The 16,907-nt window shown below is 75.5% G+C and carries 15 protein-coding genes; 5 read left to right on the top strand and 10 right to left on the bottom strand.

The window, feature by feature from the left end; translation table 11 throughout:
* Window positions 1-7: 7 nt before the first annotated feature.
* Entirely contained in the window at window positions 8-1,507 is a 1,500-nt protein-coding gene (locus H2O74_RS04855; RefSeq protein WP_255491788.1) for an MDR family MFS transporter, read from the bottom strand.
* 221 nt (window positions 1,508-1,728) lie between these two features.
* Between H2O74_RS04855 and H2O74_RS04850 the strand changes: the two genes are divergently transcribed.
* Window positions 1,729-2,523 carry a PP2C family serine/threonine-protein phosphatase gene (locus H2O74_RS04850; RefSeq protein WP_182113376.1) on the top strand — a complete coding sequence of 265 codons (795 nt, stop codon included), beginning with the start codon at window positions 1,729-1,731 and terminating at the stop codon, window positions 2,521-2,523.
* Window positions 2,524-2,556: 33 nt separating this feature from the next.
* Here the strand turns inward: H2O74_RS04850 and H2O74_RS04845 are convergent, their stop codons facing one another.
* The 7 genes from H2O74_RS04845 to H2O74_RS04815 form a co-directional block, all read right to left on the bottom strand.
* Complete coding sequence (locus H2O74_RS04845; RefSeq protein WP_182113375.1) at window positions 2,557-3,042, bottom strand: NUDIX domain-containing protein; 486 nt, start codon at window positions 3,040-3,042, stop codon at window positions 2,557-2,559.
* Between the two features lie 4 nt (window positions 3,043-3,046).
* On the bottom strand, window positions 3,047-3,559 hold the full coding sequence (locus tag H2O74_RS04840; RefSeq protein ID WP_182113374.1) for a hypothetical protein: 513 nt from the start codon (window positions 3,557-3,559) through the stop codon (window positions 3,047-3,049).
* Between the two features lie 146 nt (window positions 3,560-3,705).
* Window positions 3,706-5,790 carry a SpoIIE family protein phosphatase gene (locus H2O74_RS04835; RefSeq protein WP_255491787.1) on the bottom strand — a complete coding sequence of 695 codons (2,085 nt, stop codon included), beginning with the start codon at window positions 5,788-5,790 and terminating at the stop codon, window positions 3,706-3,708.
* A 91-nt stretch (window positions 5,791-5,881) separates the two neighbouring features.
* Window positions 5,882-7,057: a bifunctional 2-methylcitrate synthase/citrate synthase gene (locus H2O74_RS04830; protein WP_182113373.1), complete on the bottom strand. Its 1,176-nt coding sequence runs from the start codon at window positions 7,055-7,057 to the stop codon at window positions 5,882-5,884.
* 33 nt (window positions 7,058-7,090) lie between these two features.
* Entirely contained in the window at window positions 7,091-7,993 is a 903-nt protein-coding gene (gene prpB / locus H2O74_RS04825) for a methylisocitrate lyase (protein ID WP_182113372.1), read from the bottom strand.
* Entirely contained in the window at window positions 7,993-9,519 is a 1,527-nt protein-coding gene (locus tag H2O74_RS04820) for an MmgE/PrpD family protein (RefSeq protein WP_182113371.1), read from the bottom strand. The genes prpB and H2O74_RS04820 overlap by 1 nt, the downstream gene beginning before the upstream one ends.
* The gene (locus H2O74_RS04815) at window positions 9,516-10,166 is read right to left on the bottom strand and encodes a GntR family transcriptional regulator (protein WP_182113370.1); all 651 of its coding nucleotides are present in this window, start codon (window positions 10,164-10,166) and stop codon (window positions 9,516-9,518) included. The genes H2O74_RS04820 and H2O74_RS04815 overlap by 4 nt, the downstream gene beginning before the upstream one ends.
* A 167-nt stretch (window positions 10,167-10,333) precedes the next feature.
* Here H2O74_RS04815 and H2O74_RS04810 point away from each other — a divergent pair, with 167 nt between their 5' ends.
* Window positions 10,334-12,427 (top strand): penicillin-binding transpeptidase domain-containing protein, encoded by a 2,094-nt coding sequence (locus tag H2O74_RS04810; protein WP_255491786.1) that lies wholly within the window; start codon window positions 10,334-10,336, stop codon window positions 12,425-12,427.
* Window positions 12,428-12,464: 37 nt separating this feature from the next.
* Here the strand turns inward: H2O74_RS04810 and H2O74_RS04805 are convergent, their stop codons facing one another.
* Window positions 12,465-12,845: an RNA-binding S4 domain-containing protein gene (locus tag H2O74_RS04805; RefSeq protein WP_182114058.1), complete on the bottom strand. Its 381-nt coding sequence runs from the start codon at window positions 12,843-12,845 to the stop codon at window positions 12,465-12,467.
* Window positions 12,846-13,088: 243 nt separating this feature from the next.
* Here H2O74_RS04805 and H2O74_RS04800 point away from each other — a divergent pair, with 243 nt between their 5' ends.
* Complete coding sequence (locus tag H2O74_RS04800) at window positions 13,089-13,571, top strand: MarR family winged helix-turn-helix transcriptional regulator (RefSeq protein WP_182113369.1); 483 nt, start codon at window positions 13,089-13,091, stop codon at window positions 13,569-13,571.
* Between the two features lie 11 nt (window positions 13,572-13,582).
* Here H2O74_RS04800 and pgi read toward each other — a convergent pair whose 3' ends face one another.
* Window positions 13,583-15,277, bottom strand: a complete 1,695-nt coding sequence (pgi, locus tag H2O74_RS04795; RefSeq protein WP_182113368.1) for a glucose-6-phosphate isomerase — start codon at window positions 15,275-15,277, stop codon at window positions 13,583-13,585.
* 146 nt (window positions 15,278-15,423) lie between these two features.
* Here pgi and H2O74_RS04790 point away from each other — a divergent pair, with 146 nt between their 5' ends.
* Together H2O74_RS04790 and H2O74_RS04785 are read left to right on the top strand one after the other, a co-directional pair.
* Window positions 15,424-15,951, top strand: a complete 528-nt coding sequence (locus H2O74_RS04790; protein ID WP_220458020.1) for a GNAT family N-acetyltransferase — start codon at window positions 15,424-15,426, stop codon at window positions 15,949-15,951.
* Window positions 15,952-16,003: 52 nt separating this feature from the next.
* On the top strand, window positions 16,004-16,903 hold the full coding sequence (locus H2O74_RS04785) for a DUF72 domain-containing protein (protein WP_255491785.1): 900 nt from the start codon (window positions 16,004-16,006) through the stop codon (window positions 16,901-16,903).
* Window positions 16,904-16,907: the final 4 nt, after the last annotated feature.

The raw sequence follows: 16,907 nt of genomic DNA, 5'->3' as shown, positions 1-16,907 counted from the left end.
TCCGTGGTCAGTGCGCCACCGACGGCACCGGGCCGACGGCGTCGTCCTGGTCAACGGGCGCGCCGCCCTCCTCGTTCCCGCTCGCGGGCGGGCCCGCGGGCGTGCGGAGGGCGAAGGCCGCGGGCACGGCCAGCAGCGTCAGGACGCCACCGACGAGGAACGCGGCGTGCACGCCGCCCGCGGTGGCGGCCACGACGTCCGCCCCCCGGGCCGCCAGGACCGCCCCGTGCGCGGTCATGACGGTGACGAACAGGGCCGTGCCGGCCGCGCCGGCGACCTGCTGGACCGTGCCCACCACGGCGCTACCGTGCGCGTAGAGCCGGGGCCGCAGCGACCCGAGGGACGCGGTGGACAGCGGCGTGAACATGAAGGCCAGGCCGCCGCTCAGCAGGACGTGCGCCGCGGTGAGCCGCCACGGTGCGCTCCCCTCGCCGAGCGTGGCGAACCCCCACGCCGCCGCGCTCACCACGAGGGTCCCGGGCACGAGGAGCCGCCGCGCCCCGACCCTGTCGTACAGCCGCCCGACGAGCGGCGCGAGAAGGCCCATGAGCAGCCCGCCGGGGAGCAGGAGCAGGCCCGTCTGCAGGGCCTGCAGGCCGAGGACGTCCTGCGCGTAGATGGGCAGCAGGATGATCGTGCCGAAGAGCGACATCATGCTGATCGCCATGAGCCCGACGGCGACCGAGAACGTGCCGGAGCGGAACGTGCGCAGGTCGAGCAGCGCGGCGTCGCTGCGCTGGAGCCAGACCTGGCGGGCCACGAACAGCGACAGCGCCGCGGCGCCCACGACGACGGGCGCCCAGGCGGCCAGGAGGGCTCCGCTGTCGCCCGCGGCCTCGCCGAACCGGCTCAGGCCGTAGACGATCCCGCCGAAGCCGACGGCGGACAGCAGCACGGAGGCGAGGTCGACGCGCGCCTGGCGCGGCTCGGTGAGGTTCTGCAGCAGCGCGGCCCCGAGCGCCAGCGCACCAAGGGCGATCGGCAGCACCAGCCCGAACAGCCATCGCCAGTCCAGGACCGTCAGGACGAGCCCGGAGATCGTCGGGCCGAGCGCGGGCGCGACCGAGATGACCACGCTGATGTTGCCCATCGTCCGGCCGCGCGAGGCCGAGGGCGTCACGGTCATCACCGTGGTCATGAGCAGCGGCAGCATGATCGCCGTCCCGCTCGCCTGGACGACGCGCCCCAGGAGGAGGACGCCGAAGCCGGGCGCCAGGGCGCACACCAGGGTGCCCAGGCTGAACAGGCCCATCGCGGCGAGGAACGCCTGGCGCGTCGTCACGCGCTGGATCACGAAGCCGGTGACGGGGATGACCACGGCCATCGTCAGCAGGAAGGCGGCGGTGACCCACTGGGCGGTGCCCGCCGTGATGTCGAGGTCCCGCATGAGGTGCGGCAGCGCGACGCCCATGATCGTCTCGTTGAGGATCACGACGAAGGTCGAGACGAGCAGCAGCACGACGGCGCGGCGGTCGCGCGCGCTCATGACGGTCGGCGCGTCGGTCATGGCTGCCTCCCGGTCGGCTGGGCGGTCCCGTCCGGCCAGTGTTGCTCCGGGCTCCGACACGGGTCGAGCGGTTTGCCCGGTTTCGCCGTCCGCCCTGAGCGGACGCGCCGCGGCCGTCCGGTCCTCGCTCGCGCCGCCCCTGCCCTCGCGCGTCCGCCACGGGTCGGCGATCATGGCTGCCAGGAACAGCCCACGATTTCGGGGGGATCATGGTCAGGCTCGTGACGGCCGCACGCTCGATCACCGGACCGCACCGCGCGGACAACCAGGACTCCGTCGGGTGTGGCCCGTGCTTCGCGTTCGTCGCCGACGGGGTCGGGGGCCACGCGGGCGGGGACGTCGCCTCGTGGACGGTCACGCACCGGCTCATGGCGATGCTGGCGACGACGGACCTCGCCCGGCTCGAGCTCGAGGACCTGCGCGAGATGGTCGCGCAGGCCAACGCCGACCTCGCGCTGCGAGCCGACCGCGAGCCGCGGCTGAACGGCATGGCCACGACCTTCACCGGGCTCTTCTGCGCCCACGACGAGGTGAGCGTGGCCCACATCGGCGACTCGCGGGCCTACCTCGTGCGCGACGGCGAAGGCCGTCGCGTGACGCGCGACGACTCGCTGGTGCAGGCGCTCGTGGACCAGGGCCTGGTGGACGCCCGCGACGCCCAGCACCACCCCAACCGCAACGTGATCCTGCGCTCGCTCTCCGGCGACGTCGAGGACACCGCCGGCCTGTCCCTCATGCACGTCGAGGCCCGGCCGGGCGACCGCTGGCTCCTGACGAGCGACGGCCTGACGGACTACGTCGCCGAGGCCCAGCTGCTGCGTCGGCTCGCGGACGCCGACGGTCCCGAGGAGGCGAGCGACGCCCTGGTCGAGGCCGCCGTGGCGGCGGACGCGCACGACAACGTCAGCGTCGCCGTCTGCGACGTCAGCGACGGCACACCCGGACCCGAGGACCGGCCCCGCTACCTCGGCGCGGCGGCCGACCCCGCGCAGGGGTTCCAGGGCGCCCTGGGCTGAGCGCCCGGCGCGCCGGCGACCGTCACGCCAGCCTCACGCCCGCGGCGCGGCGGCGGCGAGGCGGTCGAGCAGCTCCGCCTGCGCCGCGACGACGACGTCGCGCGCCTGCGCGAGCGGCCACCACCGCACCCGGTCGAGCTCGGGGACGGTGACCCGCCGGCCCGAGCGCGGTGGCCACTCGAGCTCGACGGTGCTCCGAGCGGGGCCCAGCCGCTCGGGGTCGAGGTCGGCGAACCGCGCCCACGCGCGCACGGTCTTGCCCGCGCGCTGCGTGACGGTGCCCAGGTCGACGTCCTCCAGCGGCGAGGTGGGCGGCGGCACGCCGAGCTCCTCCGTGAACTCGCGCAGCGCCGTGGCCCGCGGGTCCTCGCCGTCGAGCGGCTCGCCCTTCGGCACGGTCCACGCACCGGCCTCCTTGCGCGCCCAGAAGGGACCGCCCATGTGGCCGAGCAGGACCTCGAGGCCGTCGGCGCCGTGGCGGTAGAGCAGCAGCCCCGCGCTGCTCCGGCCGGCCGTCACGCGCTCAGGCGCCCGGACGGGATCCGTCCGACCCGTCGACCGGGCGGTCCTGCGCCACGTGGTCGCCGTGCGACGCGGGCGTCGGGTCGGTCGCGCCCGTCGTGCCCGGGGTCGGCGCGGCCGTGGTGGCCGTGCCCGTCGTGGGGCGTCGCCCGTCACCGGGCACGTCGGGGTCGAGCGCGTCCGCTCGGCGCAGCCGCTCGTCGACCTCGGCGCGGGCGCTCGAGACCTGCTCGGAGCGCTGGTGCGCCTCGGCCTGCAGGCGAGCCGCCTCGGCCGCGCGCACGTCCGCGTCGGCCTGCGCCATGCGCGCCTCGGCGTCGACCTTGGCGGCGGCGGCCTCGCGCTGCTGCACCTCGATGCGGTCGGCCTCGGCCTTGCGTCGCAGCTCGTGGGCCTCCACCCGCTTGGCCTCCTGCGCCTTGCCGCGGCGGCCGCGCAGGGCGAGGAAGAGCACGAGCAGGAGTGCGACCACCACCACCGCGACGATGACCCAGGTCCGTGTGCTGTCGTCCATGTCGTCTCCTCGATCCGCACCACTGGTCCTCGGCGGCCGGGCGGCGCCCGACCCGCCTCGTGCAGCCCCGATCCCACTCCCCCGGCGTCAGCCCCGCAACCGGAGGCGGCCTCTCGCCGCGGACCGACCGGCGCGCGCGCGGGTCGTCAGGAGCCGAGCCTCACCGCCGCGAGCGCGACGTCGTCGCCCGGCTGCTCCGGCAGGACGCGGTCCAGGACCGCGTCGCACACCGCCTCGAGGTCGTCCGCCGCCGTCTCGCGCAGCACGGTGACGAGCCGCGCGAGACCGACGCCGTAGCGCTCGCCGCGACGTTCGACGAGGCCGTCGGTGAACAGCAGGAGCGTGGAGCCGGGCGGCAGCACGGCGACGTGCTGGCTCCGCGTGCGCAGGGGGTCGACGCCCAGCAGCAGGTCGGGCCGCACGCCGTCCGCGGCCCCGAGCTCGCGCACCTCGCCGCCGGGCAGGACCACCAGCGGCGTGGGGTGCCCGGCGCTGGACCAGCGGAGCACGACGCCGTCGGGCGTCGCGCCGTGGTCCTCGACCTCGGCGACTAGCGCCGTGGCCATGAGGTCGAGCTCGAGCGTCCGGAAGGCGGTGTCGAGCCGGCTCAGCAGGTCCGCCGGACCGCCGCCCGTGGTCGCCGCGATGCCGCGCAGGAGCGAGCGCGCCTGGCCCATCGCGGCCGCCGCCTCGATGTCGTGCCCGACGACGTCGCCGATGACCAGGCCGAGGACGCCGGGACGGACCCGGAACGCGTCGTACCAGTCGCCGCCCACCCGGGCGGCGCGCGCGGCGGGCTGGTACCGCACGGCGATCTGCAGCCCGTCGACCTGCGGCGGCTCGGTCAGCAACGAGCGCTGGAGCCCTTCGGCGACGCGGCGTTGCTGGGCGTACAGGCGCGCGCTGTCCAGCGCCAGGCCGGCGCGGGCGGCGACGTCGGTGGCGGTCCGCAGGTCCTCCTCGAGCGAGGACGCGTCACCGGCGCGGCGCCCCGTCACGTCGTAGAGGCTCAGGAGCCCCAGGACCCGGCCCTTGGCCACGAGCGGCAGCACCACGACGTCGGTGGGGGCGAGGCGCGCGAGCGCCTCCCGCGCCTCGGCCGAGCCGAGGAGCGCCGTGATCTTCTCGGTGGCGTCACCGCGGACGACCACCGGATGCGCGCTCTCGAGCGCGCGCGCCACGGGCGACGACGCGTCGATGGTGCCGAGCCGCAGGGCGGCGTACCGCTCGACGGAGGCGCGCTGCTCCGGGTCCTCGTGCCACGAGCCGACGTCGCGCAGGCGCCGCCAGGCGGGCCCGCTGGCCTCGCGGTCCACGAGCGTGACGATGCACCACTGCGCGAGCGTGGGCACCACGACGCGGGCCAGCCGCCCCACCGCCTCCACGGGGTCGAGCGTGCTGGCCAGCTCCGAGGCGACGTCGGCGAGGAGCGCGCTGCGCGCCATCGCCTGCCGCAGGCGCTCCTCCGTCTCGCGGCGCGCCGTGATGTCGTGGAAGTACACCGACAGCCCGTCGGGGTCGGGCCACGCGCGCACGTCGTACCAGCGGTCGAGCGGCGCCGGGTAGAACTCCTCGAACGACGTCGGCACGCCCGACGCCATCGCGCCGCGGTACCGCTCCTCGAACGCGGAGCCGACGGCGTGCGGGAAGAGCTCCCACAGGACGCCCCCGAGGAGCCGGTCACGCGGCGCGCCGAGCACGCGCTCGGCCTCGGCGTTGACGTAGGTGAAGCGGAAGCCCCGGTCGAGCGAGAAGAAGGCCGTCGACATCGACTCCAGGACGCGGCCCACGCGCGCCTCGCCCTGGCGCCTGCCGGTGCTGTCGTACGCGGCGCCGATGACGCGCGCGGCGGCTCCTGACGGGCCGGCGAGCGCCCGGCCGCGCGCCTGGACCCACCGCAGGTCGCCGTTCGGGCGCACCACGCGGTACTCGGCCGCGTACTCACCACACCGCTCGACCGCCTCGGCGAGCGCTCCCGTCACGCGCGCGAGGTCGTCCGGGTGCACGCGACGGTGGAAGCCCTCGATCGTGCCGTCGAAGCCCCCGTCCCCGACGCCGAACACCTCGCGGAGCTGCGCGTCCCACGCGAGCTCGCCCGTCGCGAGGTCCCAGTCGAACGTGCCGATCCCGGCGGCGACGACGGCGAGGTCCGAGCGGATCCGGGTCGCGGCGAGGTCGACGAGCGCCGCGTCCACCGTGGCGTCGGCCGCCTCGTCGTCGTTCACCAGCACCCAGGCCTCCGGACGGCTCGCGCGAGCCCGTCGCGGACCCCGAGGTCATCGTGCCACCCGCGGGCGGGGTCCACGCGGGCGACGGCCGGGGTCACAGGTGCCGCTCGGCCGGGCCCGTGTACGCGCTGAGCGGGCGGATGAGCGAGTTGGCGGCGCGCTGCTCACCCACGTGCGCCGTCCACCCCAGGACGCGGCTGGCCACGAACAGGGGCGTGAACGTCGCGGTGTCGAAGCCCATGAGGTGGTAGGCGGGGCCGGACGGGTAGTCCAGGTTCGGCAGGATCGCCTTGCGGCTCGCCATCGCCTGCTCGAGCGCGTCGTAGAGCGCCGCGACGTCGGGCCGGTCGGTGTGCGCGACGAGGCGGTCCAGCGCGGCCTTCATGGTCGGCACCCGCGAGTCGCCGTTCTTGTACACGCGGTGCCCGAAGCCCATGATCTTGCGCTTCCCGGCGAGCGCCTCGTCCAGCCACGCCTGCGCCCGGCTCGCGTCGCCGATCTCGCTCAGCATGGCCATGACGGCCTCGTTCGCGCCGCCGTGCAGCGGGCCCTTGAGCGCCCCGATCGCGCCGACCACCGCGGAGTGCACGTCGGCGAGGGTCGAGGTGATGACGCGCGCGGTGAACGTCGAGGCGTTGAACGAGTGCTCGGCGTAGAGCACCAGCGAGACCCGGAAGGCGTCGAGCACGACGTCGTCGGGCACGTCGCCGAAGGTCATGTGCAGGAAGTTCGCGGCGTAGCCCAGGTCCTCGCGCGGCTCGACGAGGTCCTGGCCGCGGCGGCGGCGCTGGTCGTAGGCGATGACCGCGGGCAGGCCCGCGAAGAGCGCCACGGAGGACTCCAGCAGCGCGTCCGGGTCCCCCACGTCCTCGACCGGCGCGTACGCGCCCATGACGCTCACGGCGGTGCGCAGCACGTCCATGGGGTGCGCGCTCGCCGGGAGCGCGTCGACGACCTCGCGCACGTGCGGCGCCAGGGCCCGGTTCTCGCGCTCGACGTCCTCCAGGCGGGCGAGCTCGTCCGGCGTCGGCAGCTCGCCGTGCCACAGGAGCCAGGCCACCTGCTCCACCGAGCACGCGGCGGCGAGCTCGGTGACCGGGTAGCCCCGGTACAGCAGCGAGCTGCTCGCGGGGTCGACCGCCGAGACCTGCGTCGTGTCGGCGACGACGCCCGCGAGGCCCCGGTGCACCTGGGGTGCAGGGGGCGCGTCGGGCGCGGGCGTGCCGGGCCGGGCCCCGTCGTGCGGCCGGCCGTTGCGTGGCTGGGTCATGATCGCTCCCTTGCGGTCATGGGCCCGCGGGTCTCACCCCGCGTGGCCGGTCGAGGTGAAGACGGTCTCGTCGAACCGGCCGTAGCCGGCGTAGTCGAGCAGCTCGTACAGGCGGGTCCGGGTCTGCATCTGCGGGACGACCGGCTCGAGCGTGCCCTGCGCCGCGAGCGTGTCGAGGCCTCGCTCCGCGGCGCCCATCGCCAGGCGCAGCAGGGACACGGGGTAGATGACGATGCGGACGCCGGCGTCGGCGAGCTCGCGCGTGGCCAGCAGCGGCGAGCGACCGAACTCGGTCATGTTGGCCAGGACGGGCACGTCGACGGCGCGGCACACGGCCTCGAGCTCGCGCGCGTCGGCCATGGCCTCGGGGAAGACCGCGTCGGCGCCCGCGTCGACGAGCCGCTTGACCCGGTCGACGGCGGCCCCCAGTCCCTCGACGGCGCGGACGTCGGTGCGGGCCATCACCAGGAGGTCGGGGTCGCGGCGCGCGTCCACGGCGGCGCGGATGCGGCGCTCGGCGGTGGGCAGGTCGACGACCTGCTTGCCGTCGAGGTGCCCGCAGCGCTTGGGGTTGACCTGGTCCTCGATGTGCAGGCCGGCGACGCCCGCGTCCTCGAGCGTCTGCACCGTCCGCGCGACGTTCATCGGCTCGCCGAAGCCCGTGTCCGCGTCGACCAGCGCCGGCAGGTCGGTCATCCGCGCGATCTGCGCGCTGCGGCCCGCGACCTCGCTGAGCGTGGTGAGGCCGATGTCCGGCAGCCCGAGGTCCGCCGCGATGACGGCGCCCGAGATGTAGACGCCCTCCATGCCCTTGTCCTGGATCAGGCGCGCGGACAGCGGGTTGAACGCCCCCGGGAACCGCAGCAGCTCGCCGTCGGCCAGGCGCCGGCGCAGGGTCGCGCGCTTGGCCGCTGCCGTGGTCGTCGAGTACAGCATCAGAAGATCCCCTCCGGGACGGCGGTGCGTGCCAGGACCTCGGGCGGCGCCGTGAGCGTGAGCCCGGCGAGCTCGGCCGCCGACAGCTCGGGCAGGCGCTCGACGAGCCCGACGAAGCGGTCGACCTCCGCCGGCTCGACGACGCCGTCGGCCAGCGTGCGGAGCTTGGCGAGGTACTGCGCCCGGCCGAAGGGCCGCGCGCCCAGGGGGTGGGCGTCGGCGACGGCGATCTCCTCCACGACCCGGGTGCCGTCGCTCAGGACGGCCTCCAGGCGCGCGCCGAACGCCTTCTCGGCCGGGTCGCTCGAGTGGTAGCGCCGCGTCCACTCGGGGTCCTCGCGCGTGGTGATCTTGTGCCACAGCGCGACGGTGTCGGGGCGCGACGCGCGCTCGGGCGCGTAGGAGTCGACGTGGTGCCACCGGCCGTCCTGCAGCGCGACCGCGACGATGTACGGGATCGAGTGGTCGAGCGTCTCGCGCGTCGCGCCCGGGTCGTACTTCTGCGGGTCGCCCGAGCCCGACCCGATGACGTGGTGGGTGTGGTGGCTCGTGTGGAGCACGATCTCGACCACGCGCTCGGGATCGGCCAGCTCCGGACGGTCCCGGTGCAGCCGCCGCGCGAGGTCGATGAGGGCCTGGGACTGGTACTCGGCCGAGTGCTCCTTGGTGTAGGTCTCCAGGATCGCGCGGCACGGCTCCCCCGCGTCCGGCAGCAGGACGTCGTACGCCGCGTCCGGGCCGTCGAGCAGCCACGCCACGACGCCGTCCTCGCCCTCGTAGATCGGCGCGGGCGCGGTCTGCCCGCGCATGGCGCGGTCGACCGCCTCGACCGCCAGCTTGCCCGCGAGCGCCGGGGCGTACGCCTTCCAGGTCGAGATCTCGCCCTTGCGCGACTGCCGCGTCGCGGTGGTCGTGTGGAGCGCCTGCCCCACGGCGTGGAAGACGACGTCGGGGTCCAGGCCGAGCAGCGAGCCCAGCGCCGTCGCCGCCGACGGGCCGAGGTGGGCCACGTGGTCGATCTTGTGGGCGTGCAGGCTGATGGCCCGCACGAGCGCGACCTGAACCTCGTAGCCGGTCGCGATCGCGCGGACGACGTCGGCGCCCGTGACCCCGCGACGCTCGGCCAGGTGCTGGGCGACGGCGAGCACCGGCGGGATGTTGTCGCCCGGGTGCGAGTAGTCGGCGGCGAGATAGGTGTCGTGGTAGTCGAGCTCGCGGACGGCGACCCCGTTGGCCCACGCGGCCCACTCCGGGCTCACGCGCACGTCCGGCGCCGCACCGACGACGGTGGCGCCCGGCCGGTAGGGGTGGGCGAGCGCCTGGGCGCGGGCCGCGGCGACCGGCGCGCGGGTGAGCGAGGCGACCGCGACGGCCGCGTTGTCGATGACGCGGTTGACCACCATCTCCGCGACGTCGTCCGGCACCGGGACCCGGGCGGAGGCCAGACCGGCGAAGGCCCACGCGAGCTGCCCCTCGCGCGGGAGCCGCGCGGCGCTCGGGTGGACGCGCACGTGGTGGACGGTCATGCGGCTGCCTCCAGGGTCTGCAGGACGGTGGTCAGGGCGAGGCGCAGGTGCACGGCCGTGGCGTGGACGGCCAGCACCTCGTCGCGCTGCGCGATGGCCTCGGCGATGAGGCGGTGCTCGGCGGCGGCCTGCCGCAGCCGGGCCGGGTTGTCGGCGGCGAGCCGGCGCACCCGCGCGACGTGCGTGCGCAGGCCCGCGAGCGCGCTGCGCAGGTAGGGGCTCTCCGCGGCCTCGTCGACGGCCGCGTCGAGCTCGGCGACCAGCGCGTAGTAGTCGTGGCCGGTCGGGTCCTCGGGGTCGCTGGGGTCCGGGGGCGTCGTGGCGGCGAACCGCTGCGCCAGCCCCGCGAACACCTCCGGTCGGCACCGCCGGGCGGCCAGGCGGGCGGCCTGCGTCTCCAGCGCCTCGCGCAGCTCGAAGAGCCGCACGACGTCGTCGGCGCTGATCCCGGGCACGACCAGGGTGCGGCCGCGACCGACGACGGCGAGACCGTCCGCGCGCAGGCGCGAGAGCGCCTCCCGGACGGGCGTGCGCGAGACGCCCCAGCGCTCGGCCTGCTCGACCTCGCTGAGCTCGGCGCCCGCGCGCAGCCGTCCCGCGACGATCTCCTCGCGGAGGGCCGCGTACACCCGGTCACCGGCTCGCACGGCGTCAGCGTACGTCCGGAGACCCTCCTTGTATACACATGATGCCCGGAAGGGCGTCCTGGGCGGGCGGCACGGCCCCGGTGCATACAACACGGGAGGAGGTAGCACGGCGTGGGCGCGGTCTGGGATGGTTCGGCCGAGCCGAGGGGCGGCGGGCGGGAGCGCACGTGGGACGGGGCAGTCGGGTGGAGCAGGGCCGGGCGGACCACGGTCGGGGGCGGTCCCGTGGCACGGGTCGCGCGGAGCGATGGCGTGCGTGGCCGGCCGCGCTGGCCGCGACCGTGACGGTCGTCGCCGGCCTGGCCGCGTGCACGCCGGCGGACCCCACACCCGATGCCGCGGTGGAGGCGCTGGCGCACGCCCTCGCCTCCGGCGACCTCGGCGACGTGCCCTTCGCCGACGGCGCCGGCGAGGAGGCGGCGGCACAGCTCGCGTCGGCGACGCAGGGCATGGCGCCGGTGCGGCCGGTCGTCGAGGTGGGCACGATCGCCGTCGACGAGGAGGCGGGCACGGCGACCGCGGTCCTCGAGCACACGTGGTCCCTCGACGAGGGGGTCACCGCCGCCGCCGAGGCGGACCCGGACGAGGACGCGGAGGGCGCTGCCGAGGACGCGGAGGGCACTGCCGACGGCGAGGACGCCGCGACGGGCGGCGCACCGGCCGCCGGCGTCGAGGGGGCGGCGTGGACCTACACCACCACGGCCCACCTCCGGCTGGTCGAGCGCGAGTGGCTCGTCGAGTGGTCCCCGTTCGTGGTGGCGCCCGACCTGCGGGAGACGGAGACGCTCGCGGTGCGACGCGACGCACCGTCGGCGCGGGCGAACGTCCTCGGCGCGGGCGGCGCGGAGGTCCTCGTCGAGCCGCGGGAGGTGCTCCGGCTGGGCTTCGACAAGACCCGGCTCGACGCCGCCGAGCACGCGGCCGCCGCGGAGGCGATGGGCGCCTTCCTCGGCCTCGACCCCGCGGAGTTCGCCGCGCGGGTCGCGGCGGCCGGCGAGAAGGCCTTCGTCGAGGGCCTCGTCGTCCGCACCGGCTCCTCCCCCGTGTCGATCGACGAGTTCGGGCTCCTCGCCGGCGCCAACAGCGTGCCGGACGAGCTGCCCCTCGCGCCGAGCCGACGGTTCGCGCGCGAGGTCCTCGGCACCGCCGGGCCCGCCACCGCAGAGGTCATCGAGGCCTCGGACGGCGCCATCGTCGCGGGCGACACGGTCGGCCTCTCGGGCCTGCAGCGGCAGTACGACGCGCAGCTGCGCGGCCTGCCGGGCCTGTCGGTGGTGGCGACCGCGTCGGACAACGGCCAGGAGCGCGTGCTCTTCCAGCGGGAGCCGGTGCCCGGCGAGCCGCTCGTCACCACGATCTCGACCCCGTTCCAGGAGGCGGCCGACGGCGTCCTGGCCGACGTCGCGGCGCCCAGCGCCCTCGTGGCGATCCGCCCGTCCACGGGCGCGGTCCTCGCCGTCGCCAACGGTCCGGGCAACGGCGGGCTGTCCCGCGCGACGCTCGGCACCTACGCGCCCGGGTCGGTGTTCAAGGTCGTCACGGCGCTGACCCTGCTGCGCGCCGGGATCACCCCCGACACCTCGGTCGAGTGCAGCGACGGCATCGACGTCGAGGGCCGCCGGTTCGACAACGTCCCCGGGTACCCGTCGTCGGCCCTGGGGCCCGTGAGCCTCCGGACGGCCTTCGCGCACTCCTGCAACTCCGCGTTCATCGGCCTGCGCGACCGCGCGCCCGCCGACGCCCTCGCCGCTGCGGCCGCGTCGCTCGGGCTCGGCGGCGCGCGGGACCTGGGCTTCCCCGCGTTCCTCGGCTCGGTGCCCACCGACGCGACCGGCACGGACCACGCCGCGTCGCTCATCGGCCAGGGCCGCATCCAGACGTCGCCGCTGGCCATGGCGACGGTGGCGGCGTCCGTGGCCGCCGGCCGCACCGTGACGCCGTGGCTCGTCGGCGCCGAGCCGCCCGCGGCGGCCGCCGACGCGTCACCGCTGACGCCGCAGGAGGCGGCGGCGCTCCAGGCCCTGATGCGGGCAGTGGTGACCGACGGCGGCGGCGCGGCCCTGGAGGACGTGCCGGGGGCCGACGTCCTCGCCAAGACGGGCACCGCGCAGTTCCAGGCCGACGACGGCCTGCGCAACCACGCCTGGATGCTGGGGATCCAGGGTGACCTGGCCGTCGCCGTGTTCGTCGAGGACGGCGAGTCGGGCGCCAGCACCGCAGGCCCGCTGCTCGAGGACTTCCTGCGCGTCGCCCCCGACTGAGCCGAGCGCTCGCCGCCGTTCGAGCCGCCGTCGGCGGTCAGCGGCCCCGCAGTCGGTCGATGTCCCGGCGCTCGCGCTTGGTGGGCCGCCCGGCGCCGCGGTCCCGCACCGGCGCGACCGCGAGCTCGGTCCGCGCGGGCGGCGGCGGGGTGCGGTCCACGAGGCACAGGGGCACCAGGGCGGCGCCGACGCGCTTCTCGACCGCCAGGCGCACCTCGACGATGCGCTCGGTGCCCTCGACGCGCACCCGCACCTCGTCGCCGGGACGCACGGTCGTCGCGGGCTTGGCCCGGTCCCCGTTGACGCGCACGTGGCCCGCGCGGCACGCGGCGGCGGCGAGGGAGCGTGTGCGGAACAGCCGGACCGCCCACGACCACCGGTCGATGCGCGTGCTGTCCGGCGCCGGCGGCGGCCGCACCGCGGGGGCAGCGGGTGGCGCCTGCCCCGGTGCGGGCGCTCCGGCGGCGCCGACCTGCTCCTCGCTCACGGTGCGCTCCTCGGCCTGCGACGGCCCGGGCGGCCGCCGGTCCACGCTAGTCACACCAGCGCGCGGGCGCAGTCGTGGCGTCTCCTGCGCGAGCGGGAGTGGTGAGATATAGGTGAAGCAACAAGTTCACGCGCGCCATCCCCCTCGTGGTGTCGCCCCGATCATTGGAGTCCCATGGCAGAGCCGCACTGGCTGAGCAAGGACGAGCTCGTGGCGTGGCTGCGGCTCCAGGCCGTGATCGAGCTGCTGCCCGGCGCGCTGGACGCACAGCTGCGCCGCGACGCGGACCTCACGCACTACGAGTACCTGCTGCTCGCGATGCTGTCGGAGGCCCGGGACCGCACGCTGCGGATGTCCCACCTCGCCTCGGCGACCAACGCGACGCTCCCCCGCCTGTCCCACGTCGTCACGCGGCTCGAACGCGACGGCTTCGTCCGCCGCGAGCCCGACCCGTCCGACAAGCGCGCCACGCTCGCGGTGCTCACCGACGCCGGCTGGGACAAGGTCGTGGCGAGCGCCCCCGGTCACGTCACCGAGGTGCGGCGCCTCGTCATCGACGCGCTCACCCCCGAGCAGGTCGCGCAGCTGTCCGAGATCTCCCTGACGCTCATCCGCGTCCTGGACCCCCACAAGCGCCTGTACCACCTCGAGAGCTGACGCCGCCCCGGTCAGCGCCGGCGGTGCTCCTGGTAGTACTCGATGAGCGCACGGGTGGAGGGGTCCTGCGCCGCGAGCGCGGCGGCGTCCCCACCGACCGCCGGCGCGATCTGGTTCGCGAGGACCTTGCCCAGCTCGACCCCCCACTGGTCGAACGAGTCGATGCCCCACACGACGCCCTGCACGAAGGTGATGTGCTCGTAGAGCGCGATGAGCTGGCCGAGCACCGACGGCGTGAGCGCCGGCGCCATGATCGACGTCGTGGGCCGGTTCCCGCTGAACACGCGCGCCGGCACGATCTCCTCCGCCGTGCCCTCCGCGCGGACCTCGTCGGCCGTCTTGCCGAACGCGAGCGCCTTGGTCTGGGCGAAGAAGTTCGCGAGGAACAGCTCGTGGACGTCGACGTCGCCCGCGGCGGCGTCGCGCAGCGGGTGCGCGGGCGTCGCGACGGCGATGAAGTCCGCCGGGACCAGGCGCGTGCCCTGGTGGATCAGCTGGTAGAAGGCGTGCTGGCCGTTGGTGCCCGGCTCGCCCCAGAACACCTCACCGGTGTCCGTCGTGACGGGCGAGCCGTCCCACCGCACGCTCTTGCCGTTGGACTCCATCGTGAGCTGCTGCAGGTACGCCGGGAAGCGGTGCAGGTACTGGGCGTAGGGCAGCACCGCGTGCGTGTGCGCGTCCAGGAAGTTCACGTACCAGACGTTGAGCAGGCCCATGAGGACCGGGACGTTGCGCTCGAAGGGCTGCGTGCGCAGGTGCTCGTCCACGGCGTGGAACCCGGCGAGGAAGTCGCGGAAGGCGTCGGGACCGATCGCGACGGCCAGCGACGTGCCGATCGCCGAGTCGACCGAGTAGCGGCCGCCCACCCAGTCCCAGAACCCGAAGGCGTTGGCCGGGTCGATGCCGAAGGCCGCGACCTTCTCGAGCGCGGTCGAGACCGCGACGAAGTGCTGCGCGACGGCACCCGTGCGCGCCTCCTCGGTGTCGTCGATCGCGCCCGCGGCGACGAGCTCGCGCCACAGCCAGGCCCGCGCCAGGCGCGCATTGGTCAGGGTCTCCAAGGTGCCGAACGTCTTGGAGGCGACGATGAACAGCGTCGTCGTGGGGTCCAGGCCCGCGAGCGTCTCCGCGACGTCGGTGGGGTCGATGTTCGAGACGAACCGCAGCTCGATGCCCTCGGCGACGTAGGGGCGCAGCGCCTCGTAGGCCATGACCGGGCCGAGGTCCGAGCCGCCGATGCCGATGTTGACGACCGTGCGGATGCGCTCGCCCGTCACGCCGGTCCACTGCCCGGACCGCACGCGGTCGGCGAAGGCGAAGACCTTGTCGAGCTCGCGCTGCACGTCGGCGTCGACGTCCTGCCCGTCGACCACGAGGCGCGGCTCGGCGCCCGGCGGGCGACGCAGCGCGGTGTGCAGCACGGCGCGGTCCTCGGTCACGTTGATGTGCTCGCCCGAGAGCATCGCCTCGAGCCGGCCGCGCAGCCCGACCTCCTCGGCGAGCCGCACGAGCAGGGCGAGGGTCTCGTCCGTGACGAGGTTCTTGGACAGGTCCACGTGCAGGTCGCCCACGCCGAACGACAGGCGCGACGCCCGCTCCGGGTCGGCGTCGAACCAGGCGCGCAGGTCGGGCGTCGTCGCGTCGCGGTGCGCGAGCAGCCCCGCCCACGCGCTCGTCGTCGTCGGGTCGATCGGTGCCGTGGTCACGCGGGTCCTCCTGCGGGCTGGGGTGTCGCCTCCACCGTACTGACGTGGACGCGGTCCTGACACCGGACCCCCGGGCCTGCCACGATGCTCGTCCGCGGGCGGGCTGCTCGCCACGCCCGGTGAGCACGGACGGCTCGGGAGGACGCATGGCGGCGACGCACGACCGCACGACGGTGCGCGCCATGGCGGCCGACGACTGGCCCGCGGTGGCGGCGGTCTACGCCGACGGCATCGCGACCGGCGAGGCCACCTTCGAGACCACGGTGCCCTCGTGGGAGGCGTGGGACGCCGCGCACGTCGGGCAGCACCGCCTCGTCGCGACGGGTCCCCTCGACGGTCGCGACCACGTCGTGCTCGGGTGGGCCGCGTGCTCACCCACCAGCAGCCGCTGCGTGTACGCGGGCGTGCTCGAGATCAGCGTGTACGTCGCCGCGGCGGCCCGGGGACGCGGCGTCGGCTCCGCGCTGCTCGACGCCCTGGTGCGCTCGACGGAGGCCGCCGGGGTCTGGACGCTCACCGCCGGCGTCTTCCCCGAGAACGCGGCAAGCCTCGCGCTCCACGCCCGGCACGGCTTCCGCACGGTGGGCGTGAACGAGCGCCTCGGGCGCACGGCCGCGGGCGTCTGGCGCGACGTGGTCCGCCTGGAGCGCCGCAGCGCCGTCGTCGGCGTGTGACCCGGACGCCGTCGGCGGGCGGAGGACGGACCGGTTGCCTACCGTGGCTCCGGTGAGCGGGGACGTCCGGATCGGGATCTCGGGGTGGCGGTACGCGCCCTGGCGCGGCGTGTTCTACCCGCCCGGGCTCCCGCAGCGCCTCGAGCTGACGCACGCGTCGAGCCTGCTGAGCACCGTCGAGCTCAACGGGTCCTTCTACTCGCTCCAGCGTCCCGAGAGCTACCGCCGGTGGTACGAGGCGACGCCGCCGGACTTCCGGTTCGCGGTCAAGGGCGGCCGCTTCATCACCCACATGATCAAGCTGCGCGAACCCGCGCAGCCCCTGGCCAACTTCTTCGCGTCGGGGGTGCTGGCGCTCGGCGACAAGCTCGGCCCGGTGCTGTGGCAGCTGCCGCCGATGCTCGGTTACGACCCCGGCCGGCTCGCTACCTTCTTCGACCTGCTCCCCCGGACGACGTCGGCCGCCGCGGCGCTGGCGACAGGTCACGACGAGCGGCTCGAGGGCCGCGCGCTGACGCAGACCGACGCCGACCGGCCCGTGCGGCACGCGCTCGAGGTGCGGCACCCGACGTTCGTGACGCCGGACTTCGTCGACCTGCTGCGCCGGCACGACATCGGCCTCGTGGTCGCGGACACCGCCGGGAAGTGGCCGTTCCTGCTGGACGTCACGAGCGACCTGGTCTACGTCCGCCTGCACGGCGGCGAGGAGCTGTACGTCAGCGGGTACGACGACGCCTCGCTCGCCCGGTGGGCCGAGCGGATCGCCGCGTGGGCCGCGGACGGGCGCGACGTCGTCGTCTACTTCGACAACGACGTCAAGGTGCACGCCCCGTTCGACGCGCTGCGCCTCGCCCAGCTGCTCGGCGTCGGACCAGGCCGCACACAGGTGGACCTGGACCTGGGCCGCCTCGCGCTGCCGCGCCCCGGGACGCCGGAGCGGGTGGCCGGCTGAGGAC

It is taken from the genome of Actinotalea sp. JY-7876 (assembly GCF_014042015.1).
Taxonomy (GTDB): Bacteria; Actinomycetota; Actinomycetes; order Actinomycetales; family Cellulomonadaceae; genus Actinotalea.
The sequence above is the reverse complement of the archived record's forward strand: the minus strand, read 5'-3'. Positions and strand labels throughout refer to the sequence as shown.